The 26,065-nt window shown below is 70.9% G+C and carries 24 protein-coding genes; 7 read left to right on the top strand and 17 right to left on the bottom strand.

The window, feature by feature from the left end:
- Positions 1–122: 122 nt before the first annotated feature.
- The 6 genes from ACIQ6R_RS29180 to ACIQ6R_RS29205 all read right to left on the bottom strand — a co-directional run bounded on the left by ACIQ6R_RS29180 (position 123) and on the right by ACIQ6R_RS29205 (position 5,029).
- Complete coding sequence (locus ACIQ6R_RS29180; protein WP_404224533.1) at positions 123–779, bottom strand: TetR/AcrR family transcriptional regulator; 657 nt, start codon at positions 777–779, stop codon at positions 123–125.
- A gap of 144 nt (positions 780–923) precedes the next feature.
- Entirely contained in the window at positions 924–2,321 is a 1,398-nt protein-coding gene (locus tag ACIQ6R_RS29185) for an APC family permease (protein WP_404224535.1), read from the bottom strand.
- Positions 2,322–2,438: 117 nt separating this feature from the next.
- Complete coding sequence (locus tag ACIQ6R_RS29190; RefSeq protein ID WP_370443954.1) at positions 2,439–2,516, bottom strand: 50S ribosomal protein bL37; 78 nt, start codon at positions 2,514–2,516, stop codon at positions 2,439–2,441.
- Between the two features lie 237 nt (positions 2,517–2,753).
- Positions 2,754–3,350: a dihydrofolate reductase family protein gene (locus tag ACIQ6R_RS29195; protein ID WP_404224536.1), complete on the bottom strand. Its 597-nt coding sequence runs from the start codon at positions 3,348–3,350 to the stop codon at positions 2,754–2,756.
- A 108-nt stretch (positions 3,351–3,458) separates the two neighbouring features.
- Positions 3,459–4,400: an NAD-dependent epimerase/dehydratase family protein gene (locus ACIQ6R_RS29200; protein ID WP_404224538.1), complete on the bottom strand. Its 942-nt coding sequence runs from the start codon at positions 4,398–4,400 to the stop codon at positions 3,459–3,461.
- Positions 4,397–5,029 (bottom strand): ScbR family autoregulator-binding transcription factor, encoded by a 633-nt coding sequence (locus tag ACIQ6R_RS29205; RefSeq protein ID WP_404224540.1) that lies wholly within the window; start codon positions 5,027–5,029, stop codon positions 4,397–4,399. Before ACIQ6R_RS29205 ends, ACIQ6R_RS29200 begins: the two co-directional genes overlap by 4 nt.
- Positions 5,030–5,145: 116 nt before the next feature.
- Between ACIQ6R_RS29205 and ACIQ6R_RS29210 the strand changes: the two genes are divergently transcribed.
- Positions 5,146–6,177: a ScbA/BarX family gamma-butyrolactone biosynthesis protein gene (locus ACIQ6R_RS29210; protein WP_404224542.1), complete on the top strand. Its 1,032-nt coding sequence runs from the start codon at positions 5,146–5,148 to the stop codon at positions 6,175–6,177.
- Positions 6,174–7,133, top strand: coding sequence for a LysR family transcriptional regulator (locus ACIQ6R_RS29215; protein WP_404181747.1), 960 nt, complete (start codon positions 6,174–6,176; stop codon positions 7,131–7,133). The genes ACIQ6R_RS29210 and ACIQ6R_RS29215 overlap by 4 nt, the downstream gene beginning before the upstream one ends.
- Before the next feature lie 70 nt (positions 7,134–7,203).
- Here ACIQ6R_RS29215 and ACIQ6R_RS29220 read toward each other — a convergent pair whose 3' ends face one another.
- Entirely contained in the window at positions 7,204–8,199 is a 996-nt protein-coding gene (locus ACIQ6R_RS29220; RefSeq protein WP_404224544.1) for a hydroxyacid dehydrogenase, read from the bottom strand.
- A 145-nt stretch (positions 8,200–8,344) separates the two neighbouring features.
- Positions 8,345–9,574: a 5-aminolevulinate synthase gene (gene hemA / locus ACIQ6R_RS29225; RefSeq protein ID WP_404224546.1), complete on the bottom strand. Its 1,230-nt coding sequence runs from the start codon at positions 9,572–9,574 to the stop codon at positions 8,345–8,347.
- Between the two features lie 216 nt (positions 9,575–9,790).
- Here hemA and ACIQ6R_RS29230 point away from each other — a divergent pair, with 216 nt between their 5' ends.
- The 3 genes from ACIQ6R_RS29230 (at position 9,791) to asnB (ending at position 13,314) form a co-directional block, all read left to right on the top strand.
- Positions 9,791–10,300, top strand: coding sequence for a GNAT family N-acetyltransferase (locus ACIQ6R_RS29230; protein WP_404181738.1), 510 nt, complete (start codon positions 9,791–9,793; stop codon positions 10,298–10,300).
- Complete coding sequence (locus tag ACIQ6R_RS29235; RefSeq protein WP_404224548.1) at positions 10,297–11,352, top strand: Gfo/Idh/MocA family oxidoreductase; 1,056 nt, start codon at positions 10,297–10,299, stop codon at positions 11,350–11,352. The genes ACIQ6R_RS29230 and ACIQ6R_RS29235 overlap by 4 nt, the downstream gene beginning before the upstream one ends.
- A gap of 111 nt (positions 11,353–11,463) precedes the next feature.
- Positions 11,464–13,314 (top strand): asparagine synthase (glutamine-hydrolyzing), encoded by a 1,851-nt coding sequence (gene asnB / locus ACIQ6R_RS29240; RefSeq protein ID WP_404224550.1) that lies wholly within the window; start codon positions 11,464–11,466, stop codon positions 13,312–13,314.
- Positions 13,315–13,379: 65 nt separating this feature from the next.
- Here the strand turns inward: asnB and ACIQ6R_RS29245 are convergent, their stop codons facing one another.
- Entirely contained in the window at positions 13,380–13,721 is a 342-nt protein-coding gene (locus ACIQ6R_RS29245) for an ArsR/SmtB family transcription factor (protein WP_404181729.1), read from the bottom strand.
- A gap of 144 nt (positions 13,722–13,865) precedes the next feature.
- On the opposite strand from ACIQ6R_RS29245, the gene ACIQ6R_RS29250 reads away from it, so the two are divergent.
- On the top strand, positions 13,866–15,074 hold the full coding sequence (locus ACIQ6R_RS29250; RefSeq protein ID WP_404181726.1) for an MFS transporter: 1,209 nt from the start codon (positions 13,866–13,868) through the stop codon (positions 15,072–15,074).
- Between the two features lie 163 nt (positions 15,075–15,237).
- On the opposite strand, the gene ACIQ6R_RS29255 is transcribed toward ACIQ6R_RS29250, so the two are convergent.
- From ACIQ6R_RS29255 to ACIQ6R_RS29265, 3 genes are all read right to left on the bottom strand, one after another.
- A complete protein-coding gene (locus tag ACIQ6R_RS29255; RefSeq protein ID WP_404224551.1) occupies positions 15,238–15,798 on the bottom strand; it encodes a TetR/AcrR family transcriptional regulator in 561 nt (186 codons plus the stop codon).
- A 140-nt stretch (positions 15,799–15,938) separates the two neighbouring features.
- Positions 15,939–17,330, bottom strand: coding sequence for an amidase (locus tag ACIQ6R_RS29260; RefSeq protein WP_404224553.1), 1,392 nt, complete (start codon positions 17,328–17,330; stop codon positions 15,939–15,941).
- Complete coding sequence (locus ACIQ6R_RS29265; protein ID WP_404181717.1) at positions 17,317–17,523, bottom strand: hypothetical protein; 207 nt, start codon at positions 17,521–17,523, stop codon at positions 17,317–17,319. The genes ACIQ6R_RS29260 and ACIQ6R_RS29265 overlap by 14 nt, the downstream gene beginning before the upstream one ends.
- A gap of 314 nt (positions 17,524–17,837) precedes the next feature.
- Here ACIQ6R_RS29265 and ACIQ6R_RS29270 point away from each other — a divergent pair, with 314 nt between their 5' ends.
- Entirely contained in the window at positions 17,838–18,773 is a 936-nt protein-coding gene (locus ACIQ6R_RS29270) for an MBL fold metallo-hydrolase (RefSeq protein ID WP_404224554.1), read from the top strand.
- Between the two features lie 161 nt (positions 18,774–18,934).
- Here the strand turns inward: ACIQ6R_RS29270 and ACIQ6R_RS29275 are convergent, their stop codons facing one another.
- The 5 genes from ACIQ6R_RS29275 to ACIQ6R_RS29295 all read right to left on the bottom strand — a co-directional run bounded on the left by ACIQ6R_RS29275 (position 18,935) and on the right by ACIQ6R_RS29295 (position 26,051).
- The gene (locus tag ACIQ6R_RS29275; RefSeq protein WP_404224556.1) at positions 18,935–20,254 is read right to left on the bottom strand and encodes a DUF3500 domain-containing protein; all 1,320 of its coding nucleotides are present in this window, start codon (positions 20,252–20,254) and stop codon (positions 18,935–18,937) included.
- A gap of 438 nt (positions 20,255–20,692) precedes the next feature.
- On the bottom strand, positions 20,693–21,943 hold the full coding sequence (locus ACIQ6R_RS29280; protein WP_404224558.1) for a hypothetical protein: 1,251 nt from the start codon (positions 21,941–21,943) through the stop codon (positions 20,693–20,695).
- A 412-nt stretch (positions 21,944–22,355) separates the two neighbouring features.
- Positions 22,356–24,125, bottom strand: a complete 1,770-nt coding sequence (locus tag ACIQ6R_RS29285; RefSeq protein ID WP_404224560.1) for an amylo-alpha-1,6-glucosidase — start codon at positions 24,123–24,125, stop codon at positions 22,356–22,358.
- Between the two features lie 88 nt (positions 24,126–24,213).
- Complete coding sequence (locus ACIQ6R_RS29290; RefSeq protein ID WP_359977632.1) at positions 24,214–24,975, bottom strand: carbohydrate ABC transporter permease; 762 nt, start codon at positions 24,973–24,975, stop codon at positions 24,214–24,216.
- Between the two features lie 122 nt (positions 24,976–25,097).
- Entirely contained in the window at positions 25,098–26,051 is a 954-nt protein-coding gene (locus tag ACIQ6R_RS29295; protein WP_404224562.1) for a carbohydrate ABC transporter permease, read from the bottom strand.
- Between the last annotated feature and the right edge of the window lie 14 nt (positions 26,052–26,065).

Consider the following 26,065-nt stretch of genomic DNA (forward strand, 5'->3'; position numbering starts at 1 on the left):
CATGCTCGTCGCCCTCGCCCAGTACGGGGGCTTCGGACAGCGTGATCGTCGCCCGGCTCGGCGCGGCGCCGGGGGCACACATGCCGTACGGGCGGCTCCCGTACGGGGACGCGAGCCGCGGCTCACTCGTCCGCGACGCCCTCCGCGGTCGCCGTCGGGGCCACGTCCGCGACCACCGCCCGGGCCCGCTCCTCCGGTACGCCGGCCGCGATGAGCTGGGCGGCCGCGACGCGGGTGCCGTCGTCCTCCAACGCGCCGGTGTTGACCTGCTCCAGCAGCGCGACCGTCATCGCCTCCAGGCCGGCGCTCAGTACGGCGGGCGGCAGGTGGCCGGGGAAGACGCCGTCCCGCTGCCCCCGCTCCAGGATGGCGGTGACCTCGGCGCGGGCCGGGGCCAGGATCTCGGACACCCGCTCCACGCCCAGGTCGTGCCGGGCCAGCGCCAGCAGCATGCGGTAGCGGTCGCCCACCGGCCACATCAGCAGCACGAAGTGCGCGAGCGCACGCTCGGCCGGCTCGTCGGGCCCGACCCGCTCCGCCCCGGCGGCCATCGCGCTGCGCAGCACCTCGGACGCCTCCTCGGCGAGGGCCTCCAGCAGCGCCGCGCGCCCCGGGAAGTGGCCGAAGAGGGTCCGCCGTACGACACCGGCGGCACGGGCCAGTTCCTCGAGGGTGGTGTCCGGGTTCCGCCCCAGTTCCCGGCGGGCCGTGGCCAGGATGCGCGCCCGGTTGGACCGCGCGTTGCGTCGCTGCGGCTCACGGGCAACGGACTTGGTCACGGGGAACCTCGGGGGCGGGAAGGCGGGGCTGCTGGGGCGTCCATTCTGGCACGGTGCCCCCGGCCCCGGCCCGACCGGTGGCGCACCCTCCCGAGCGTCAAAACGGCACTCTCGTGACCGACGGCCGCGCGGCCGGCGGCTCCGCTACCGGTCGCCCGCGCCCGGGTCGCCTCCGTCCGAACCGTCCGAACGGTCAGAGGCGTCCGGACCGTCCGGACCCCTGGACGCCCGCCGTGCGGCGGCGAGCGCGGCGAGCACCGTCCCCACCGCCACGACCAGCAGCCCGCGCACCCACACCTCGGCCTCGATCTGCGTGGCGAGCGCCACGCAGGACAGGGCGCCCAGCACGGGGAGGACGGTCGGGGCACGGAAGTGGTCGGCCTCGCCCTGGTCGCGGCGCAGCACGAGTACGGCCGTGTTGACCATGAGGAAGACCACGAGCAGCAGCAGGACCAGGGTGGACGCCAGGGTGGCGACACTGCCGGTCAGGGCGAGCAGCATCGACAGCAGGGTCGTGACCGCGATCGCGGCCCACGGCGTGCGGCGGCCGGGCAGCACCTTGGTCAGCGCGGCGGGCAACAGCCCGTCCCGGGCCATGCCGTAGGCCAGGCGGGAGGACATGATGCCGGTGAGCAGCGCGCCGTTCGCCACGGCGACGAGCGCGATGGCGCTGAACAGCCGGGTCGGGACGCCGCCGGCCGCCTCGACGACCTCCAGCAGCGGCCCGCTCGACCCGGCCAGCCGGGCGGTCGGCACGGCCACGGACGCGGCGAGACCCACCAGCACGTACACGGCGCCCGCGGTGGCGAGGGCCCCGAACAGGGCGCGTGGGTAGGAGCGCCGGGGGTCGCGGGTCTCCTCGGCGACGTTCACGGACGTCTCGAACCCGACGAAGGAGTAGTACGCCAGTACGGACCCGCTCAGTACGGCCGCCGCGGCCCCCTTCTCCGGCGTGCCGAGCTGCCCGAGCCGCGCCACGTCGCCGTCGCCGCGCAGCAGGAGCCAGGCGCCCAGGACGACGATGACGAGGAGGCCGCCGACCTCGACGACGGTGGCGGCGACGTTGGCGCGGGTCGACTCCTTGATGCCCCGCGCGTTGACCAGCGCGAGCAGGGCGAGGAACAGCACGGCGACCAGCCCGACCGGCAGCGTCACGAAGGCGGAGAGGTAGTCGCCCCCGAACCCGCGGGCGAGCGCGGCCACGGAGACGATGCCGGCGGCGAGCATGCAGAAGCCCGCGACGAAGCCGGCGAACGGCCCGAAGGCGCGGGTGGTGTAGTGGGAGGCGCCGCCCGCCCGCGGGTACTTCGTGGCCAGCTCGGCGTAGGAGGCGGCCGTCAGCATCGCCAGCAGCAGCGCGACGACCAGCGGCACCCACACCGCACCTCCGGCGTCGGCGGCCACCTGCCCCACCAGGACGTAGACCCCGGCACCGAGCACGTCGCCCAGGATGAAGAAGTACAGCAGCGGGGTGGTCAGCGCGCGCTTGAGCGCCGGGCTGCCCTGCCCGTCCGCAGGTCGTTGCTCTCCGAGTCTCGCCATGGCGTCCCAGGTTTCCCGCAGGACGGGAAACACGCCATGATCTCGCCGCTCACCGCGCCGGGAAAGCGCTCGGGTGGGTGGCATGTGCCACCCACCCGATGCGTCGACGCGCCGCCCTCAGCTCTGCGGACGGCTGCCGTGGTTCGCGCCGTTCTTGCGGCGGGCCTTCTTCTTACGACGTCGCTTCGAGGACATCGAACTCTCCTCTCCCTTGGCTTTCACGTACTATCCACCGGTTTGTCACCGCGATGGATCACAGAGCCCCTTTCCCGTCGACGCGGCGGCAAACACCCCGGCGCGAAATGCACACGGGTGGCTCACGTCACGGCTGTGGTGCCGGGGCATCCCAGGTGAACGGCGACAGGCTGCCGGCGGCACAGCGACTCGGCGTCTCCCGCACGACGACCTACCGCGAGATACGGGCCTACGGCGTCACGCCGCCCGCGCGCCGTGGGGTTTCGGCGGCCGGCCCGTCGCGCGGTGGCGGAGGTAGACGACTCTCGAGTTGAAGGTGCGGGTCTCGACGAGTTCGAGATCCACCCGGCGCTCGTGCCGGGGAAAGAACGGAATGCCACCGCCGACCAGCACCGGGTAGACCACGGCCCGGTACTCGTCGATCAGGCCCAGCGCGGCCGCCTCGGCGGCGAGGACCGCGCCACCGATCGCGATGTCGCCCTCCCCCGGTTCGGCCCGCAACCGCTCGATCTCCTCCGCCAGACCGCCGGAAGCCAGCCGGGCATTGCCCCGCACCGCCGACAGCGTGGTGGAGAACACCACCTTCGGGAGCGGGTTCCAGAGCGCGGCCCACTCGAGCCCGGAGTCGTCGAGCGACGGGTCCTGATCGGCGGTCTCCCAGTACAGCATCGTCTCGTACAGCCGTCGCCCCAACAGGTGGACGCCGACCTCGCGGATCTCGTCGATCCAAAAGCGGAAGACGTCGTCGTCCGGCGCCGTCCAGTCGAAGTCTCCGTCCGGCCCGACGATGTAGCCGTCCAGTGAGACGCTCATCGAATAGGTCACGCTGCGCATCGGAAGCCCTCCTCAGCCCTCCTCGGTGACGGGTCGACAGTACGACCGCCGAACACCGCGCGACCGTCGCGACTCGTGGGGTCCTCCGGGCCGAGTCACCTCACGGGATCATTCGTCGAGGAAGCCTCGGTACCAGTCCGCCGCCGCCGCCAGCCGTGCCAGCGGGCCGGGGCCGGGGTCGCACCCGGCCCGCCGCCAGATGGAGTCGCTCCGGTACCAGTGGTCCTGGGCCAGCAGGTGGAACTGGCGGGCGCTCAGGCCGCGCGGGTCGGCCGCGAAGAGTTCCAGGCACTCGTCCCAGGTGCGCGCTTCGCTCGGCCAGGGCGGGAGGATCTCGAGTTCCGCGAGGGCCTCCATGAGGTCGCCGACACGTACCGGCCGGGGATGGCTGGCGTGGACGACCTGGGGCCCGGGAAGCAGGGGTGCCAGCGTGGTGCGTGTGATCAGGCGGGCGAGATCCGACACGTCCACCAGAGAGAGCTCGGCGTCGCCCCCGGCCCAGCGGTAGGGGACGGATGCCAGGAGCCGGGCGAGCGCCGGAACCACCCAGCGGTCACCGGCACCGAGCACCAGTCCGGCGCGCAGGACGAGACCGCCGGCCTCGAGCGTGTGACGTTCGCCGGCGAGGCGCGTGGTGCTCGCGGCCGAGACCGGGGCGGGCACCAGGTCCTCGACATCCTGGCCGGAGTGCGGGCCTGCCCCGTAGACCGCCGAGGTGGAGAGGTGCACGAAGTGCCGGACGCCCGCGGCGGTCGCGTCCTGCACCAGGGCGGCCGTGCCCTCCTCGTTCACCTTCCCGCACTGCTCGGTCGTACCGGAGACGAGCGAGGCGAGGTGCACCACGACGTCGGCGTCGCGGCACACTCCGCGCAACGACGCGGGATCGGTGAGGTCCGCCGGCGTCCAGCGCACGCGGTCGTCGGCGGCGCCGGGCGGCCTGGTGCGCCCCACCAGGCGCAGCTCGACTCCGTCGTGCTCCAGGAGTTCTCCGACGGTCCGGCTCCCCACGAATCCGGTGGCGCCCGTCAGTACGACGCGTACCGGATTCACGAGTGCTGCCCCCTGCTCGCGAGTGCGCCGTCGAGGGTGAGGCGGGCATGGACGTCGGGCGGGGCGAGGGCAGGCAGGAGGTAGCGCCACAGGGCGGTGACGCGCTCGGTGAGATCGGCGCGCCCCGTGGTGATCTCGGACATCACCTGGGTGCCGGTGAACGCCCCCACCAGCGTCCGGGCGAAGTCCTTCTCGTCGACCTCCGGGCGCAGTTCACCCGCCTCTCGGGCGACACGTAGTTCCCTCTCGAACAGCTCGGCCCACCAGGCGTAGATCGAGTCGTCGTGGCGGGCCGGGCCACCCGGGTCCACCGCCAGCCGGACCCCGGCACGGAGCATCCGGTTGTGCTGCAACTCGACCGCCAGCATGCGCGTCACGTCCATCAACTGCTGGAGGCCCTGGGGTTCTTCGGGCAGGTTCAGGTCGGAAGCCTGTTCCAGCATCACGGCGCGGGCGAGGTCCTCCTTCGACCTGAAGTGGAAGTACATCGCGCCATGGGTCAGCCCCGCCTTCTCCAGGATGCGGGTGACGCCCGCGCCCGAGTAGCCCGCCTCGTCGAAGACTTCGGCCGCGGCGCAGATCAACGCTCTGCGGGTACGGACCGCGCGCTCCTGTGTGCTGCGAGTCACGTTCAAGATCACCAAGCTCTCTCGACAAGAAACAGATCAATCTCTATGTTATTTCGAGATCAGACATCGCTCAACTACCGCGGCGATGTGAACTCATACGGAGGAGAACGGATCACGTGCCCGCACGCGAAACTGTCGGCAACTGCATCGCTGAGCCCGTCAGGGGCCGGGTGCCACAGCACTACGTACACAAGACGAACGCCTCCGAGGTCTACCTGAGGAGCTGGACCGGGTTCGGCGAGGACCGCTTCCGGATAGAGGCGCTGTGGCCGGACGCCCACCCCTTCTACCGGGCGGCGGACAGTCTCGACCCGCTGCTCCTCTCCGAGACGATCCGGCAGACGTTCCCCCTGCTGTGCCACGCCGCGTACGGAGTGCCGCTCGGCGACCAGCTCATCTGGGAGCGGTTCTCCTACCTGATGCTCGAACCCGCCGACGCTCCCGCGCGCGGACGGGACGTCGACCTGCACGTGCGGTGCTACGACATCTCCTACCGCGGCAGCCGCCCCACCGCACTGTCGATGTGGGTGACCGTCACACGGGGCGGCGTCCCGGTCGCCCGGGCCGAGACCCGGTTCGCCGTGCTGGCCAAGCGGGTGTACCAGCGCCTTCGGGGCGCGTACGCGGACATCCCCATGGCGATGAGGAGTGCCGTGCCCGTGCCCCTCCCCGTCCCCGTACGTCCCGCGAGGTTCCACCGCGCGAGCATGGACGACGTGCTCCTGACAGCCCCGGACGCGGACGGAGCGCAGTGGCTGCGTGTCGCCACCGACCACCCCGTCTTCTTCGACCACCCGGTGGACCACGTGCCGGGGATGCTCCTGCTGGAAGCCGCGCACCAGGCGGCGATAGGCGCGAGCAGCGCCCCGGGCCCGGCGGGAACGGGCGCGCCGGGGGCCGAGATCGTCTCGCTGTCCTGCGCTTTCGAGCGGTACGTGGAGCTGAACTCGCCCTGCGCGCTGATCACCGAGGAGCTGCCCGCGGACGCGTCCGGGAACCGGCGGACGGCGGTGAAGGCCGTACAGAACGATCTGGTGGCCTTCACCGCCGAACTCACCACCACCGCGCCCTCGGCCCCTGCGATCCCCTCCCTCCGGCAGGCGCCCTGTGGGGCCGCGGGAGCGTCACGAGGCGGCGCCCTGTCATGACACGCCAGTTCGGGGGATCTGGCCGGCCGCCGCAGCACCCGTCCGCGACGCGCCTCTCCGACATCAGCCTGCGCCATCTGAACGCCTTCCTCGCCGTCGCCGACGCGCTGAGCTTCACGGACGCGGCCCACCGGCTCTCCAGCAACCAGCCCGCGCTGACCCGCTCCGTCCAGCGCCTCGAAGAGCACATGGGCCTGCGCCTGTTCCACCGCACGACCCGTCAGGTGTCGCTGACCCCGGCCGGCGAGAAGCTCCGCGAGGAACTCCTGCTCCTCCTGCCCCTGTTCGAGAAGGCCCTGCGGCCCGAGAGCACCGGCGCGCCCCTGCGCCTCGGGTTCTCCTGGCTGCTGCCGGACGTCTGGGTCCACGACGCGATCAACAGGTTCGAGGAGGAGACCCGGGTGCGCGTGGAGCTCAAGGGCCGGGACGACATCGGCGCCGGGATCGCGACCTCGGCGCTGGACGTGGCGATCCTGCGGGGACACGCGCACCGGGCGGGCATCCGCGCGACCAGGGTCAGCAGTGAGCAGTACGTGGCGGTGGTGCCCAACCGGCACCCCCTGGCCGCACGGAGCCGGCTGGACTGGAGTGAACTCGCCGAGCACACCGTGATCGTCAACGAGGCGGTGGGGCCCGTCACGGAGGGCGACTGGGGCGTGAGGCTGCCCCGGATCGCCCTGCGGTGCCACAACTTCGACGAGTGCATCGAGTCCGCGGCCGCCGGTAAGGGCCTGGGCGTGGTGCCGGAGCTGGCGCTGCGGCGGACGGTGCACCCCTCGGTCACCTTCGTTCCGCTGCGGGGCGGGCCCCGGGTTCCCGTCTCGCTGATCCAGCCGGTCCAGGGGAGCCACCCGCTGGCCGGACGGTTCGTCCGCATCGCCCAGGAGATCCTGGCGCCCGGCTACCGCCGGGACTTCACCCCGGGGCTGCGGCACGCCCGTCCCCTTCCCCACTGAGCCCCGGCACCCGCTGTGGGGGTGCCGACCCTCCGGTCGGCACCCCCACAGCCGCTCTCCCGGCGTACGGCTAGTGCCGCCCCGCCCGGGGGGAGCCACCGATCGTGCGGGGCCGTTCCAGGACGGCCGGGTTCACCGGGTACTCGGGCCGTTCACCCGACAGCACGCGCAGCACCGCCGACACCGCGTCCCGGCCGGCCCGCTCCTGGGCCTCCTGTGTCCCGGCGCCCAGGTGCGGGGTGGCCAGCACGTTCGGGAAGTCCAGGAGCGGGTTTCCCACCGCGGGTTCGATCTCGAAGACGTCGAGCGCCGCCCCTGCCAGACGCTCCTCCTTCAGGGCCACGGCCAGGGCCGTCTCGTCGACGATGCCGCCGCGTGCGGTGTTGACGAGCAGCGTCGACGGCTTGGCGAGGCGCAGTTCCCGGTCGCCGATGAGCCCGGTCGTGGCCGGGCTCTTGGGCAGGTGGACGGTGACGACGTCACTGCGGGCCATCAGCTCGTCGAGGTCGGTCAGCGTCACCCCCACGGACCGCGCGTGGCTCCGCGCAACGTAGGGGTCGTACGCGATCGCCTCGACCTCGAAGGCGGCCAGCCGGCGGGCGACCAGGGTGCCGACGTGGCCGAGCCCCACGATCCCCACGGTGCTGCCCGCCAGTTCGACGCCCTGATGACGGGCTCGTTCCCAGCGCCCGGCACGCAGCGCGGAGCCGGCCGGCACCACCTTCCTCATGAGGGTCAGGATGAGTCCGATCGTCAGCTCGGCGACACTGAGGACGTTGGACAGGGGCGCGTTGGCGACGAGGACGCCGTGCCGGGTGGCCGCCTCGACGTCGACGTTGTCGAGGCCGACGCCCGCCCGTGCGACGACCCGGAGCCGGGGTGCGGCGGCGAAGGCGGCCTCGTCGACCCGCGTGCCGCTGCGGATGAGCAGGGCGTCGGCCTCGCGTAGCGCCGTGTGCAGGGCGACCACGTCGCGGCCGTCGCACGTCCTGACCTCGCAGGCGTGCAGGTCCTTCAGTGTCTCGGGGTCCAGTGGATCGGCCACGACGACGACGGGCTTGCGCACAGGCTGTTTCCTTTCGTGCGGGCGAGGGGCGGAACCGACGAGCGGCGAGGGGCCTTTGCCGGTCGATGAGGTGTGCGGGCCTCCGCCGGCCGGGCGGGCGCGAGGGCCTCGCCGGCCGGGGACGGGCCGGCCGCGGCGGAGGGTGTCACGCGGTGGCGGGAGCGAACGTGCGGGGCAGGGCCTCGGACTCCCAGATGGCGTCGAGCGCGCGGGCGAATCCCGCGATCTCCTCGTCACCGTGATGGGGCGTGGGAGTGACCCGCAGCCGCTCGGAGCCCACCGCCACGCTCGGCGAGTTGATCGGCTGCACGTAGTAGCCGTGCTGGTCCAGCAGCCGCCGCGCCACGTTCTGGCACTTGACCGCGTCCCCGACCAGTACGGGCACGATGTGGGCCGCTTCCGAGACGACCGGGATGCCGTGGTCGCGCAGCAGCCCCTGCAGCAGAGCCGCCTTCCGGACCAACTGGGTGCGCTCGTGCTCGGAACGCTTGAGGTGGCGCACCGCGGCCAGCGCTCCGGCCGCCACGGCCGGCGGCAGCGACGTGGTGAAGATGAAGGCCCCGGCGAAGCTGCGGATGGCGTCCACGACGGACGCCGGTCCCGCCACGTAGCCGCCGGCGGTGCCGAACGCCTTGGCCAAGGTGCCCTGGACGACGTCGAACCGGTCGGCGATGCCGAGTTCGGCGGCCTTTCCGGCCCCGTGCGGGCCGTACATGCCGACGGCGTGCACCTCGTCGAGGTAGGTGAACGCGCCGTACTGCGCGGCGAGTTCCGCCACCCGCTCCAGCGGGGCGACGTCGCTCTCCATGGAGTAGACGCTCTCCAGCGCGATGATCTTGGGCAGCGAGGGGTCCGTACCGGCCAGCAGCTCCTCCAGGTGATCGATGTCGTTGTGCCGGAAGACGTGCTTCTCGGCACCGCTGTGCCGGATGCCGGCGATCATCGACGCGTGGTTGAGCTCGTCCGAGAGCACGACGCAGTCCGGCAGCCTGCTGCCGAGAACCGTGAGCGCGGCGTCGTTCGCCGCGTAGCCGGAGGGAAAGATCAGCGCCGACTCCATGCCGTGCAGATCGGCGAGTTCACGCTCCAGCCGCACGTGGTAGTGGTTGTTGCCGGAGATGTTGCGGGAGCCGCCGCTGCCCGCGCCCGTCTCGTCCACGGCCTTCTTCATGGCCTCCAGCACCAGGGGGTGCTGCCCCATTCCCAGGTAGTCGTTGCTGCACCAGACGCTGATCCTCCGGCCGTCCCCGGGGCCGAACTTCAGCGCCGCGGGGAAGGCGCCCGCCCGCCGTTCGATCTCCAGGAAGGTGCGGTACCCGCCCTGTTGTTTGAGGGCGTCTATCTGTGACGAGAAGAAGTCTACGTAGCCGAACATGAAATCTCCCGTGAAATATAGCGACGTCGATTACTTGTCGCGCCGCACCGAATCTAGAGGGGCTCGGACGCGCAGGGAAATACCGAATCCACGACCTCATGGGGTATCCGTATAACAAGAGGTCACAGCAGGGCCGGCGTCAGTTATTCACGAACCGCATAGGCGAGCGGGACTGCCATTTCTCTTTCATTCCGCAGGCTTCTAAAGTCTCTCGACATGAGTTCCCAGGACGACTTGAAGCCGCGCTCGGCAACGGTGGAGGACATCGCGGAGCTGGTACGTCTGCGGGCCTTGCTGCTCAGTTCGGGGACCGCGGTGTACGCGGCACGCGACGAGGCGGAGGACAAGGCGTGGAAGCGGGACTACCGCACCTGGCTCGGCCGGGTTCTCACGGCGGCCGACGACCAGGTGCACGTCGCCGTGCTCGGCGAGCCGGATGAGCTCCTCGCCTGCGCCGTCGCCGTGGTGGACCAGCGCGCCCCCACGGTGGCCTGTCCCAGCGGGCGTTCGGGCTGGGTGCAGGCCGTAGTGGTCGATCCGGCTGTGCGGAAGCAGGGCCTGGGGGGCCTGGTCATGGACCACGTGCTCGGCTGGCTGCGCGGGGCCGGCGCCGACGCGGTGGCCCTCCAGACGACAGCCGTCGGCGCACCGCTCTACCGGAAGCTGGGGTTCCAGCCATCCGGCGAGGAGCTTCTTTCACGCCCTCTCGGAGGAGGCCAGACATGAGAGTCCTGATCGTGGGTCTCGGCTATGCCGGTACCCGGTTCCTGAACGCGTTCTCCCGTACCGCCGCGGAGACCGAATTCGCCTATGTGGGCCGCAGCCCGAAGGAAACCTCGCTTCCCTATTACGGTTCCACAGCCCGGGCCCTCGCAGAATTCCGGCCCGACGTGGTGGTCGTGACGGTGCCGGACATGGCGCACGCCGAGATCCTCTCGGAACTGGACGGTTATCAGGGGTTCGTACTGGCGGAAAAGCCCTTGGCGCTGCCCGGCGAGGACCTGGGGCAGATCGAGTCCCACCTGCGCGCGGTCTCCGGGTTCTGCATGGACCTGGTGGAGCGGTATTCCGACGCCACCCGGGCCCTGCGCACCCATGTCCGGGAACGGGACCTGCGACTGGTGCGGGCGCACTTCACCTGGGGCAAGGACCGCATCAACGACCACCGTCCGACCAGCGGAGTGCAGAGCGAGGTGATCCACCCGCTGGACCTCGTCCAGTGGATCGCCGGCCGCGGCGCAGCGCTGACGCTGGATTCCGTGCTCGGCACCCGGTCGGACTTCTCCGTGTCGGGCGACGCCGTGCTCGACAGCGTCGCGCTGTCCGCACGGCTGGACGGTGGCAGGGTCACCGGATACAGCAGCTTCGTCAACATCACGCGCTCGCGTGCGATCGACTTCGTCTTCCGCGACCCGCAGGGGGAGTTGAGCTACGCCAGCGCCGTGTACGACACACCCGCCTGGGACGCCGACCGGCTGCGCGTGTGGCGCCGGACGTCCCTGGGCGACGAGGTGTTCCGAGAGGTCGACACCCGCGAGGAGCCCGTACCGGCCGAGGCCCGCACCATCGTGAAGCTGAGCCGCATGGCCGAGGACGTCACGGAGTTCGTGGTGCGGGGCCGGCCGCCCGCGTCGCCCTTTCCCGGACTGGCGGACGCACTCTCCCTCCAGCGCCTGCTGAACACGATGGACGCGCAGGTGGACGCGGCGGCCCCGGTCGCCTACTTCCCGGCAGGGCGCACGGTGCTCCAGGAAGCCGACCTGGAACGCCTGGGCTGACGGCTGACGAGGCCCGGCCGCCAACCGCCTCCGGCCCCCTCGAACACCTATCCTCGCCCCCCTCATCACCCCACGCAGAGAAACACCCACAGACAGACACAGGGAGACACCATGTGCGGAATAGCAGGCTGGGTCAGCTATGCCCAGGACGTACGCCTGGAACAGGGCACCCTGGAGGCGGTGACCCAGACCATGGCCTGCCGCGGCCCCGACGCAGGAGGCATGTGGACGGACCAGCACGCCGCCCTCGGACACCGCCGGCTGTCCATCATCGACCTGGACGGCGGCAGGCAGCCCATGGTCGCCGACGGCGACGGCCGCGAGCTGGCCTGCCTCACGTACAGCGGCGAGGTCTACAACTTCAAGGAGCTGCGCGCGGACCTGATCTCCCGGGGCCACGCGTTCCGTACGCGCAGCGACACCGAGGTGGTCGTGCGGGGCTACCTCGAATGGGGCGAGGGCATCGTCGACCGGCTCAACGGGATGTTCGCCTTCGCCCTGTGGGACCTGCGCACGCAGACACTGCTGCTGGTGCGCGACCGCATGGGCGTCAAGCCGCTCTACTACTTCCCCACTGCCGACGGCGTGGTGTTCGGGTCGGAGCCCAAGGCCCTTCTCGCCCACCCGTCGGTGCCCCGCCGGGTCGGCCAGGACGGTCTGCGCGAGGTCCTGGAGATGGTGAAGACCCCCGAGCAGGGGATCTTCAGCGGCATGAACGAGGTGCGTCCCGGCCAGTTGGTGCGGGTCGACCGCTCGGGCCTCACGAAGCGCACGTACTGGGCGCTGGAGGCCCGCGAGCACACCGACGACCTGGCGACCACGGTGGACACGGTCCGGGGTCTGCTCGAGGACATCGTCGAGCGCCAGACCGTCTCGGACGTGCCGCTGTGCTCACTGCTCTCGGGCGGCCTGGACTCCTCCGTGATCACCGCGCTGGCCTCGCGCACCCTCGCGGGCCGGGGCGAGGGCCCCGTCCGCTCCTTCTCGGTCGACTTCGAGGAGCACGGCGCCGACTTCGTCGTCGACCCGGTGCGCGGCTCCTCCGACACCCCGTTCGTGCACGACCTGGTCAAGCACGTGGGCGCCGACCACAGTGAGATCATCATGAACAGCGGCGAGCTGGCGGACCCCGCGCTGCGGGCCAAGGTCCTCCAGGCGCTGGACCTGCCGCCCGCGTACTGGGGCGACATGTGGCCCTCTCTGTACCGCCTCTTCCAGTCGGTCAGGGAACGCTCCACCGTCGCGCTCTCCGGCGAGTCCGCCGACGAGGTGTTCGGCGGCTACCGGTGGTTCTTCGACAACGAGGCGGTCGGCGCGGACACGTTCCCCTGGCTCACCTCCGCGACGGGTAAGTACTTCGACGGCAAGTCGCTGTTCGACCCCGGTCTCATCCAGAAGCTGGACATGCCGGGCTTCCTCAGGGACAGCTACGCCCAGGCGATCTCGGAGACCCCCGAGCTGACCGGCGAGGACGCCGTCAACCGCCGTATGCGGCAGATGAGTTACGTGAACCTCACCCGTTTCGTGCAGACCCTCCTGGACCGCAAGGACCGCATGAGCATGGCGGTCGGCCTGGAGGTGCGCGTCCCGTTCTGCGACCACCGGCTCGTCGAGTACGTCTTCAACACCCCCTGGGAGATGAAGTCGTTCGACGGACGCGAGAAGAGCCTGCTGCGCGCCGCCACCAAGGATCTCCTGCCCGAGTCGATCGTGCAGCGGGTGAAGAGCCCTTACCCGACCACCCAGGACCCGGCGTACGAACTCGGCCTGCGCGCCTCCCTCCACGAGGTGCTCGCCGACTCCTCGTCCCCCGTGCTCCCGCTGCTCGACAACGCCGCGGCCAAGGCCCTGCTGGACCGTCCGGTCGGGGACATGAGCGCGCAGTACGACCGTTCGGGTCTGGAGATGGCGCTGGGACTCAACTCCTGGCTCTCCGCCTACGACATCGAACTGGCCCTCTGACCCGAGCCTCCGCCTGCCGCACGGCACCCACAGCCCCGACGCCCGCCCCCCGCGCGAGCCCCCCGTCAGTCGCGGGGGCGGGCGTCGGCCGAGGTGTAGCCGCACTTCACGGCGAAGCCGAGGAGCTGGTCCAGCAGACCGGGAAACCGCGCCTCCAGCTCCTCCAGGCGCAGCGAGTTGTAGCAGCGCGTGCCCTCGGACCGCACCCGCAGCGTGCCCGCCTCGCGCAGCACCTTGAGGTGGTGGGTCATCGTCGACTTGGCCAGGGATCCGCCGAGTTCACCCGCGGTGCGCTCGGCGCCGTCCGCGAGCGCGACGGCGATGCCCAGACGGGTGGGGTCGCTCAGCGCGAACAGCACGTCGGGCAGGCAGACGTCTTCGATCTCCGGGTGGAAGTAGTGGCGCACCCCTCAAGAATCGCACAACCGCTCACCCCGCCTCCTGCTCCCGTCCCTGTCGCACGTGGCCGGAATCCATCGTTCCCGTTTGCCCTGCCGCGCCCGACCCCGCAATGTACCGATGTACCGGAAGTTTCGAACAATGGGGAATCAGTGAAACTCGTCTACCTGCTCGGCCTGGGCGCCTTCGCACTCGGGCTCGACGCCTACGTCACCGCGGGTCTGCTGCCCTCCATCGCGGCGGACTTCGACGCCAGCGTCTCCTCCACCGGCCAGATGGTCACCGCCTTCACCCTGGCGTACGCCATCGCCTCCCCGATCTTCGCCACCCTGCTCTCCGCCTCTCGCGTACGCACCGGACTGCTGGCCTCCCTGGCCGTCTTCTCCCTGGCCAACGCGGGCTCGGCGCTCGCCACCTCGCTCCCGGTGCTGCTGATCACCCGCGCCTTCGCGGGCGTCGGCGCGGGCCTCTACCTCGCGCTGGCCGCGGCGGCCGCCGCCTCGCTCGTCGAGCGCGAGCGCCGGGGCCGCGCCCTCGCCGTGATCATGGGAGGCATGAGCTCGGGCACCGTCCTCGGCGTGCCCGCCGGCGTCTACATCGCCCAGCACTCCAGCTGGCGCGCCACCCTGTGGCTGGTCACCGGCATCGGCGTCGTCTCGCTCGCCGGACTGCTGCTGCGCCTCCCGCAGCTCCCCGCCACCGAGACGGTGAGCCTGCGCCAGCGCGCCCAGGTGGTCACCGACCCCCGGGTCGCCTCGGTCGTCGGCGTCTCCCTGCTCGCCGCCGTCGCCAGCCTCGGCCTCTACACGTACTTCGTCCCGGTCATGGCCACCGGCGCGATGGGAAGCGTCGACAACATCACCCCGTACCTCTGGGCCTGGGGCATCGGCGGCGTACTCGGCAGCATCCTCATCGGATCCCTCGTCGACAAGGTCCGCCGGCCCGCCACCCTGGTCGTCGGCATCCTGGCGATCCTCACCCTCTCCCTGCTCGCCTTCCGGCTCACCGCCTCCATCACCCCGCTGCTCGCGCTGATCCCCATCGCCGTCTGGGGCGCGGTCGGCTGGGCACTCCAAGTCCCCCAGCAGAACGACCTCCTCGCGGCACGCGGGGAGCGCGGCGGCCCGGTCGCCGTCGCCCTCAACGAGTCCGCCCTCTACCTCGGCAGCGCCATCGGCTCCGGCCTCGGCGGTGCGGCCTTCGCCTTCGGCTGGAGCGGCTCCGTACTCCCGCTCTGGGCGGCGGGCTTCGCGGCGGCCGCGCTGCTCCTCCAGCTCACCGCCGTACGGGCCGCGGCGAAGCGGACCACGGCCTCCGCCGAACCGGGCACCGCGCTCGCGGCGACGTCCACGACGGACTGAGCACACCGACGCCTCCCCACGGCCGCTGAGCCCTGACCGGTTTCGCGGCCACCGAACGCGGTGGCCCCGTGGCCGGACCGCCCGATGAGCGAAGCGGTCGGCTGTCGGGTTCGTTCGAGCGCCGAGGGGTGGCGGCCCGGGCGGGGCGAGCGCCGGTCCCGGCCTACAGGTCGTGCACGGCGTTCGTCACGAGCTCGCGTGCGTACGCGGCGTCCAGCCGGCCGGGGCGGAAGAGGACGCGGTACATGATCGGCGCCACGACACGGTCGATCAGCAGTTCCGTCTCGGGCACCGGCTCCCCCCGCCGCACCGCACGGGCCAGCACGACGTCGATCTGCTCTGCGGCATACGCCGAACACTGACCGGCGTTGGTGCCGTCGGGGTCGCCGAGCAGGGCGTCCCGGATGTAGGCGCGCCCGGGCGGCGAGGCCATCTCGTCGAGGAACTGTTCCGCCCACGCGTCGAGATCGGCCCGCAGGCTTCCGAGATCGGCCGGATCCGTTTCCGGGCGCAGCCGTTCGACCGCCACGTCGGACAGGAGTTCCTGCAGGTCGCCCCAGCGACGGTAGATCGTGGAGGGGGTCACGCCGGCCCGAGTGGCCACCATCGGGACCGTGAGCGCGTCGCGGCCCGCCTCCGCTACGAGTTCACGTACCGCCGCGTGGACGGACTCCTGTACGCGTGCGCTGCGCCCGCCGGGGCGGGCCATGGGCTTGGGACTCATGCGATCCACCTTAATGCGAATTCGTAGCTTCTAAGCGGTGGGCGGCGTCGGCGACCCGCAGGGCCACGCGTCCGGGCGCCCGGGTACGGCGGACGCCCCCGCGGCAACGCGACCGCCCGTCGGCTGGAGTCCGGCTCCCCTCAGGCAGCGAGGGGAGCGAGCCGCCCCGCGCCGGCCACCGACTCCTCGTAGACCCGGCCCACTCGGAGCACCGTCGCGTCGTGGAAGGCGCGCGCCATCAGCTGCATACCGATCGGCAGTCCGGCGCGGTCGTGTCCGACCGGCAGGGTGAGGGCCGGGACGCCGGTGATGTTGGCGGGGGCACAGAGGCGGACGTAGCTGTCCGACACGGCCTCGGTCGTGCCATCGCCCCACTCGACGGCTTCCTGCCCCGCCTCGGCGGCGGTCATCGGCACCGTCGGCGCGGCGAGGACGTCGACCGCGTCGAACAGACGAGCCCAGGCGTCTCGCATCAGGGTGCGGGCCCGCTGGGCGCGGAGGTAGTCGCCCGCGGAGGTGAGTTCGCCGGCCTCCAGCAGGATGCGGACGTCCGCCGCGTACAGGTCGGGCGTGGCCCGCAGGGAACGCTCGTGGTAGGCGGTGGCCTCGGGGACCATCAGCCCCCACTGCACGGCCTGGATGTGGCGCGCCATCGGGATCTCGACGTCGACGAGCTCCGCCCCCAGCTCCGCCAGCCGCTCGATCGCGCCGCGTACGGACTCCTCGACCTCGGGCGTGACCCGGTCGAAGTAGTGGTTCCGCGGTACGCCGACCCTCAGTCCTCGCAGGTCGCCTCCCGGGAAGCGGTCCGGCGTGGGGCCGGACACGCTCGCCGGGTCGCGCGGGTCGTGGCCGGCGGTCGCCGACAGCACCAGCGCGGCGTCCTGGACGGTGCGGGTGAGCGGGCCCACGTGGTCCAGGGACCAGGACAGCGAGGTCACGCCTGTGCGGGGGACCAGGCCGTAGGTCGGCTTGAGGCCCACCACGCCGTTCAGGGCCGCGGGCACCCGGATGGAACCGCCCGTGTCCGTCCCCATGGCGAACGTCGCCCCGCCGGCGGCGACCGCTACCGCCGAGCCTCCGCTGGACCCTCCCGCGACCCGGCCGTGGTCCCAGGCGTTGCTCGTCTGCGGCGTGGTCAGTCCGTAGGCGAACTCGTGCGTGTGCGTCTTGCCCAGGAGGACGGCCCCGGCGGCGCCGAGCCGTTGGGCCACCTCGCTGTCGTGCTCCGCCAGGTGCCCTGCCCGGACGTGCGAGCTCGCCGTGGTGGGCAGCCCCGCCGCGTCGATCAGGTCCTTGAGCGCCATGGGGATCCCGTGCAGCGGCCCGCGCGGTCCGCTTCCGGAGATCTCCCGCTCGGCGCGGACCGCCGCGGCCAGGGCCGCGTCGGCGGCGACGGTGACGTAGGCGCCCAGCCGTCCTTCGACGGCGGCGATACGGGCGAGCACCGATTCGGTGAGTTCGACGGGGGACAGCCCACCTGCGCGCACCGCACGGGAGGCTTCGGTCAGCGACAGCTCAAACGGTTGCATCGGTGTTCCCCTGGCCGGCTCGGTAGGAGGACGCGGGAGGGGTCTCGCCGAAATCGAGCTCGCGCAACGTGCTGATCACGGAGTGGATGTGGTTGGCCGTCATGGCCACGTCCACGTGTCGGCCGTCCCCGAGGGGGAGCCCCGCCCGCAGCGCCCCTCGGGCTGCCTCTTGGGGGGTGAGTTCGCTGGTCATGGCTTCCTTCCGGATGTGTGCGGCGCGACGGGCGGGGGATGGCACAGAACCCCGGCCACCGCAAAAGCGAATCATTTGCTTTAGTCGACCGTAGGGCCTACGGTGACTTAAAGCAAACCAATCGCTTTTAGGCGGGAGGGGCCTTCATGCCAGGGAGGTGACCTGGACCGCGAGCGCGCCCAGCACCCGCGTGCCGCAGACCGCAGGGCATCGCGACCGGCCCGGCGCCGAGCAACCACACATCCGCCTCACCCGACACGCCCGCTCCGGACATCTCCGTCACGCGCGGCCCACCACAGGTAAGGAACATCGCCTTGTCCACCTCATCGCGGACGACCGAGCCCACCACTCCCCCCGCCCCTTCGTGGACGGTGGGCGACCACACCGTACGACGTGTCGACGAAGTGCTCCTGCCCGCCCGGACCGGTCCATGGCTGCTGCCCGGGGCAACCACCGACCTCGTGCGCCGGACTCCCTGGCTGAGCCCCGAATTCGCCGACGAACAAGGCGTCCTGCGCCTGGCGAGTCACAGCTTCGCCGTCGAGGTGGACGGCATGCGGGTACTGGTGGACACCGGCATCGGAAACGGGAAGCCGCGCGCCAACCCCGCCTGGCACAACCTGAACAGCGACTACGAAGCACGGCTACGGGCGGCGGGCTTCGCGCCGGAGAGCGTCGACGTCGTGGTCCTGACCCACCTCCACGCCGACCACGTCGGGTGGAACACGCGCGCCGAGGGCGACGCCTGGGTGCCCACCTTCCCGAACGCGCGCTATCTCACCTCACGCGCCGAGTGGGACTACTGGGCGGGTGTGGACATGGAGGAGGCGCGTCGGCAGATGTTCCGGGACTCGGTCCATCCCGTGCGGGAAGCAGGTCTGTTCGACCTCATCGATGTCGCGGACGAGGGCACGGACGTCGCGCCGGGCATCCGTCTGCTGCCCACCCCCGGCCACACACCGGGACAGGTGGCGGTGGAACTGAGCAGCCGTGGCGAGACCGCACTGGTCACCGGCGACAGCATCCACCACCCGGTCCAGCTGGCACATCCGGAGCTCAGCAGCTGTGTGGACATCGCTCCCGAACTCGCTGCCAGGACCCGCGACCAGGTGCTCGGCTCACTGGCCGGTACGTCGACTCTCCTGCTCGGCAGCCACTTCCCGCAGCCGACCGCCGGACACGTGCGACGCGAGGACGGCGGATACCGACTGGTCCCGGCTCCCTCGGGAGCCACGCCCATCGGCGGCTGAAGCGGACCGGAACGCCCGGGGACGTGCCGCGCACCGAGTCGCACCGAGTCCGTGCGGGTGACGTCCGGGCCGTCCGCGACCGGACGGCCCGGGAGCCGGAACCGTCGTCATCGACCCCGTCCGCGGAACCCCGCGAAGCCTGCGCGGTTGTCTGTGCGGAATCAAGACCGGTTGTGGTGTGGCGAGGTCAGGTAGTGCTGACGCAGCAGTTCCTTGCCGTAGTCGTTGCCGTTGGGGGTGCGGATGATCGAATGGACATGGAGCTGGGTAGGGTCGCCGCCCTGGGTGGCGCCGTACGCGCCGGCGAGCGGGCCGGGCCCCTGGCAGTCGACCTCGACCCAGACGACGGGGCTGTGCACACGGACGTAGAAGGCCGAGTCGTCGGCGATCCCGCCGGCCCAGGTGACATAGGTGTCGGCCACGTGCCGGGAGATCTCAGCCATCCTGGCCCTGGCCACGTCGGCCTTGGCGCGGCTGACGAACACCTCGACGATGGCGAGAAGCCTCTTCTTCTGCACGGTGGTCAGCTTGTCCCCGCGCAGGCCCTCGTACGCCTGCACCGCGTTGTCGGAGAACGCCCCCGCCTTCATCGACTCGTTCGAGGAGGCGATGGCGACCTTCCGCTGAGCCGCAGTGAGGGAGTTGATGAAGGCCAGACTCGCGGCGACCTCCTCATGGCAGACGGTGACCGTCTCGCCGTCGACCTTCATCGATGTCGGTTCCGAGCCCCAGAAGCAGGGGCTCATCACGACCTGGTCACCAAGGACGAAGTAGTTGATGACCAGGTGGTGGCCGTCGAACTGGAACCCCCAGGGTTCCGTGGCGGACGGGGTGCCCATGACGGTCCAGAAGTAGGCGTCCTCGTTGAAGGATTTCGTGTTGCCGATCGCCTCACCCGCCGCCTGGTTGATCCTGCGGATCCTCTCCGTGGTCTCCAGGCCGTCGGCGCTCAGCGCCGCCTTGAGCAGTGCGGAGCCGAGGGCCTTCTGGGCATCGCTGAGGTCTGCGAGGGAGACTCCCTGGCGTTCGTAGGAGTCGACGTTGCTCCACAGGCGCCACTCGGTCGAGTGGACGGTGAACTGGGTCGACGTCCTCTGATCGTCGGTGAGGCCGGCGAGGAACGCCTTGGCGGCGCTGATGACGGGAGCGGTGGCGACACCGGTCGAGTGGATCGTGAACAGGTCGTCGACCCGCCTGCCGTCGGTGGTCAGGCCGAAGAAGTCCTCGGTGACGGCCTGGTTGCCGGGACCTCCGGCACCTCCGGGAGCGCCGCTGGGGGCACCGCTGGGGGCGCCGGTGGCGCCGGTGCTGTCGTCGGCGAGGGCCGCCCAGGCTCCCGCGCCGCCCATCGTCGCCACAGCGGTGGCTCCGGAGGCGAAAAACACTTTGCGCATGAAGGTGCGGCGGCTCGCGTGGGCCCGGCGCCCGGCCTCCCGCTCGGGCTCGTGCGCCTCGGTCTTCCCCGCGTCGAGCTCGGTCATCGTCACTGACTCCCCTGGTCATGGCCCGGCCCCCTTGGCCGGTCGCCTGACGACGACAGTGGACGATCAGCCTGAGAGTGCGCTGTGTCGGAACCCGTGACCAGTGCGCGCAGCGGCCGTAGCGGCGCATCTGACCTGGCTTTCTGTGGTTGTACTTAGAGTGCGGAGAGCACGTGTTCGAGGTCGGGACTGCTCGGCGCGTGGAGGCCGTGGACGACCAGTTGGTCGGCGGGCCGGCGGGTCTGCGGGCCGGGCTCGGGGCCGAAGGCTTGTGACGGACCGGCGAGGGAGCGTCCGCGGGTTCGATGGTCAGGTTGACTCCGTCGCAGCCGTCGGGCCGCGAGGAAGAAGGGCAGGGCCTGGGTGGCGGCCTCCTCGGACTTCTCCTCCCGACCCGCACGGATGTCGATCAGGGCGATCCGGGCGGCCGCCGCTCCGTCACCAGTTCTTGTACCGCACGTCGCCGAGGTCGCAGAAGGTGCAGCCGGTGCTCAGGAAGTCCTCCGTGCGACGGAACTCCTCGTCGGCCAGGTGCCACCGCAGCCAGGCGGTGATGATGTGCTGGCCGTTGCGGGTGGCGAGGATGTGGTCGGTGCCGTCGAGGATGTTGAACCACACCGGCACATCGGTGTTGGTGTAGTCGCGCTCCATGTTCGCCGTGGCGAAGTCCTCGTCGCCGCCTATGTACAGGGCGGGATTGCGCAGGCTGTCCGGGCCGTTGCCGTCGAAGGAGCCACCGGCCACGTGGACGGTGGTTTCCAGCCGCTGCTCGTCGGCGACGTCGAACGTCCCGATGGACCCGCGGGAATGCCCCCCGAACGCGACCTCGTTGACGTCGAGGTCCTGGTACAGCGGGCTGCCCGGCCTGGCGTTCTCATCTTCCAGCCAGTCGAGGGCGTCGACCATGTAGTCGCCGTTGCTGGAGGAGACTTCGCTGTAGACGACGAACCCGTGCGAGGCCCACTGCCTCAGCATGTCCTCGTAGTCGGCGGGGTCGGACCCCGCGCCCGGGCCCCAGACGAGGATCGGGTGGTCCACACCGTTCTGGCCGGCGTTCGTCGGGTGCACCAGCCAGCCGTCGTCGCCGGGGCCGGCGGAGCTGTCGACGGTCACCGCGAACGGTCCGGGTCCGGTGACGTCGTCCACCGGGGGCAGCGACCCCGCCGGCGGGTCGGTCGGGCCCCCGTCGCCCCCGGCCTCGACGAGCACGTCGTCGACGGTCAGCGTCTCCAGAACGCTGCTGGCATCCAGCGAGAACCGCAGGCGCAGCGTGTGGTTCTCGACCGAGTCCGGGAGGCTGAACGACGCCGCGCCCGTGGCGGTACGCGCCGATTCCAGCGTGGTGAACGAGCCGCCGTCGACCGAGTAGGCCACGGAGAAGGACTCACCGAGATCCAGTCCGGACGCCGCCCGGGTGTAGGACACCCTCACGTCGCTGTACCCGCCCAGGTTGATCGCCGCGGAGGTGATGGACGGGTCGGACAGCAGCGATCCGCTCAACCGGGCACCATAGGTTCCGGTACTGACAGAACCGGAGGCGGTGAAGGTGCCGAGCCCGCCGGAGAAGTCCTCACCGTAGACCGGGGTGGCGGCGGAGGCGGGGGACGTGAGAGCGCCCGTCGAGCCCATGACCATGATGCCGAGGGCCACCGCGCCGAGCGCTCGCAGGCGCCCGCTGATGTGAGACATGTCTGAGATCACTCCTGACCGCGCCGATCGAGTGCGCCGGCGCATCGATGTGGCGGTCGCGCGAGTTGTGCCTGCTACCGATCGCCGAAGACCGCTCTTGAATCAGTCGCGGTCCATGTAAGCCGGACCTCGGGACGAGGGCATCGGTACAATCACCGGTGCGGGAGCCGCTCCGATGACGTCGCGGGTGGCGCTCCGGCAGAAGCGCTGGGCACCGCTCCCGCTGCGTGGAGGTGGCCGCCCGCCGCCCCTCCGCCTTCTGGCTCCAGCACGCACCGAGCCGGAACCCATACCGGGGCTCGAAGTACTGACTTGCCCTCACCCGGTGACCCGCTCGTCGCCCATTCGGCCCGCCCCGTCCACCTCACCCCGCATCCGCCGCGCACGTCGGACGACGTGCCGCACAGACCCGTCAGTTCGAGCGTGTGCTCGACACGGGCACCGGCGCGCCCCCGCCGCGCCTCACGTGTGCTTCGGCGAGCAGGAGGTAGCTACTGGCGGTCCAGGTGTAGGCGCGGTCCCGCAGGCCCGTTCCGGTCAGGGCGTCGAAGTTCTCGGCGAAGCCATGGTTCTCGCACAGGGCGCGGAAGCGGGCGCTGATCTCGTCCGCCAGCCGGTGCTGTCCGGTGCGGCGCAGCCCGTCCTCGATGAGGACCGTGGCCGGGGCCCAGATCGGGCCGCGCCAGTAGCCGTCGGAGAGGTAGTGCGGGGAGGTCGGCAGTTCGGTGGCCAGTCCGTACGGGGTCAGGTGGGCCTCGATGCGGGCGGCCAGCACACCGCTGACGTCATCGGGCAGGTGCTCGCCCAGCACGATGGGCATCAGGTCGAGGAGGCTGTCACTGTGCCAGGTGTTGCCGCTGTCAACTCCTCGGGCGACGAACCGATCGCCGCTCCAGAGCTGGTCGAGCATCGCCGCCTGCGTCGTCTCGGCGGCTCGCGTCCACCGGTGGGCATCCTCCGGAATATCCAAGTGAGTCGCGAGATCAGCCAGTTCGCGAAGCTGGAGCACGAAGAAGGCGGCCAGGTCCGCGGTGACGACCACGCGTTCGGGGTCGAAGGTGGTGGCGTTGTCCCAGCCGCTGTCGTTGCCGTGCTGGTAGTGGGGCAAAGCGGCCCCGGGTGCACGTCGTCCGGTGAGCCAGAAGTCCGTCCAGCGTGTCAGCCTGTCGTACGTCTCAGCCAGCTCCGCCGGGCCGGGCGGCATGCTCAGCCGACGTCGCAGGTGGCCGAACGCCCAACCGTGGATCGGCGGTTTGACGAAGTTGCGGAGAACCTCGGAGTGGGTGACCGAGTCGGGCAGTGCCCCGGCCCCGTCCTGGTGGTCGAAGGGCAGGTGATACTGGTCCCACGCCAGTTCGGGCTGTCCGGGTGCCAGAGCCAGGGCGTTGAAGCAGTGGTCCCAGCTCCAGACCTTGTCCATCCAGTGCTTGGACATGAGGACGCCGGGCCGGGTGACCAGCCCCGCAGGATGGACGGTCGCGGACCACACGACGTAGACGGCGAGTTCGGCGGCCGGGGTGGCGGACGACCGCCAGGGGGCCACCGTGTCGAGGAAGTCCGCGAAGGAACTCCGCGCGGCTTCGACGATCTCGTCGAAGGCTGCCGCCCGGGCGTACGCGGGGCGGGCGGTGTCGAGTTCCTCGATCGCGATCTCCCATGAGCCGTCCGCGTCGGCGGCGACGGTCAGGCCGCGGTCACGGCTGCCCAGGGCCTGGCTGCCGAAAGTATCGGTGACCGTGCCGGAGAGCACGGTGACGCGGTAGCGGCGGCCTGTCTCGTACGAGGTGAACACGTATGCGTCGGCGGACGCGTCGTGGAAGAAGTAGGTGCCGCTGAACGGGGTCAGCATCCGGGCCGCCGCGGAGACGCGCAATGGCAGCCCCGCACCGCGCAGGCGCACCGTGTCCGGTGACTCGTAGGCGAGATCGACACGGTCGGCGGCGCCGATCCAGCTCAGCAGGCTCGGCGTCGCCGCCACACGGGTCTCGGCCCGTTCCCCCGTCGCGGCGTCCAGCGGCACAAGGCGCAACACGGCGTGCATGCCGTTCTGGTGCGAGACGAGGTGGAGGTCCTCGGCCATGGTCCTCTGCGACAGCACCGGGGAGATGTCGAACCAGGAACCGTACGTGCTGAACGGGATGTCCTGGACGGAGAAGGCCGGACCGGGTCGGGCGGCGGTCATGAGATGTCACTCGTTTCTCGGGCAGGGGGCGCCGGCCGTCCGGCGGACGGGCACGGCCGTGGCGAGGGGGAAGGAGTGGTGAAGGAGGTCAGTCCTTGACGGCACCGGCTGTCACACCGGCGGCGACGTAGCGCTGGGCAAGGACGAGGATGACCGCGGCCGGCAGCGAGGCCACGACCGCGGTGGCCATGATGGCGTTCCACTCCTGGTTGTTGTTGCCGATGTAGTGGTAGATGCCGAGGGTGATCGGCTCGTGGGGGCCGCCGTTGACCAGAGTTCCGGCGAAGACGAAATCGGACCAGGACCACAGGAACGCGAACAGGGACACCGTGACGACGGCGTTGCGGCTCATCGGCACGACGATCGACCAGAAGGTACGCAGGGGCCCGGCGCCGTCCGTCTTCGCCGCCTGCATCAGCTCGCCGGGGATGCCGGACATGAACGCGGTGAAGATGAGCACCGCGAAGGGAACGGCCAGGGTCGAGTCGGCGACGATCAGGCCGGGGACGGACTGGAGCAGGCCGAGACTGAGGTAGATGGCGTAGAAGCCCATCGCCATGATGATGCCGGGAATCATCTGGGCGACCAGCAGGACGAAGCCGAGGACGCCGCCGCCGCGCGGGCGCAGCTTGGCCAGGGCGTAACCGGCCGGAGCGGACAGGGCCACGGTCAGGACGACGGTCCCCAGGCCGATGACGAGGCTGGTACCCAGATAGGGCAACTGCTCGGCGAGGACGGTGCGGTAGCCGTCCAGGGTGCCGTCGACGGGAAACAGGTCCGGTGGGCTCTTGCGCATGTTCTGGTCGCGTGTCAAGGAGACGTTCAGCATCCAGTAGACCGGGAAGAGCATGATCCCGGTCAGCAGCAGACCGACGGCCGTCTTTCCCCAGGTACGCCTGCCTCTTCCCCGGGTGGGCCTGGTGTCTCCCCGCGTGTGCGTGGTGTCTCCTCGCGTGTGCGTGGTGTTTCGGTTCATGACCATCCCTGCTTTCGCTGCACCCGGATATACACCAGTCCGAAGACCAGGGCGGCCACCACCAGCAGGTTGCCGACGGCCGCGCCCGGGCCGAAGGCAGGAAGCAGGTTGCCGAATCCGAGTTGGTAGGACCAGGTGGCGAAGGTGGTGGAGGACTCCGCAGGGCCGCCCTTGGTCATGATCCAGATGATGTCGAAGACCTTGAGCGTGTAGACCAGGCCCAGGAGCAGGGTGATCGCGGACACCGGGCGCAGCAGCGGGAAGGTGATGCTCCAGAACCGCCGCCAGGCACCCGCCCCGTCCAGGGCCGCGGCCTCGTACAGCCCTGCCGGAATGGACTGCAGGCCGCTGTAGAGCACAACGAGGTTGAACGGTACGCCGATCCAGATGTTCGCGATGATCACCGAGGTCAGCGACCAGCTCGGCGAGGTCAGCCAGTTCACCGGGGCGATGCCCATCCCGTGCAGAGCGGCGTTGACGATGCCGGAGTCGCTGTTGAGCATCCACGACCAGGTGGAGGCCGACACGATCAGGGGCAGCAGCCAGGGCACCAGGAACAGGGCCCGCAGCGTGGCGGAGAGCCGGAAGTGCTGGTGGAAGAAGACCGCGAGCGCCAGCCCGATGGCGTACTGGAAGGCCAGGCACACCACGGTGAAGAGGACGGTGTGGAGCAGGGCGGGGAGGAAGGTCGCGTCGGCGAGGACGGTCCTGTAGTTCTCCAGGCCCGTGAACGGGGCATCGCCCTGGACGAAGGAACGGACGGTGTAGTTGCGCAGGCTCAGGTCGATGTTGCGGTAAAGGGGGTAGGCGTAGAAGAAGATGAGGTAGAGGGTCACCGGGGCAAGGAAGGCCCAGGCGGCCCACTGCTGGGATCTGGGGCGGCGCCGGGTCCGGGACGGTGCGGCAGGGGCCGCCTCGCCGGCGCCGGTCTCGGACCCTGAGAGCGGCATTTGTGTCATGTGAC

The sequence above is a fragment of the Streptomyces sp. NPDC096048 genome (assembly GCF_044763415.1).
Taxonomy (GTDB): domain Bacteria; phylum Actinomycetota; class Actinomycetes; order Streptomycetales; family Streptomycetaceae; genus Streptomyces.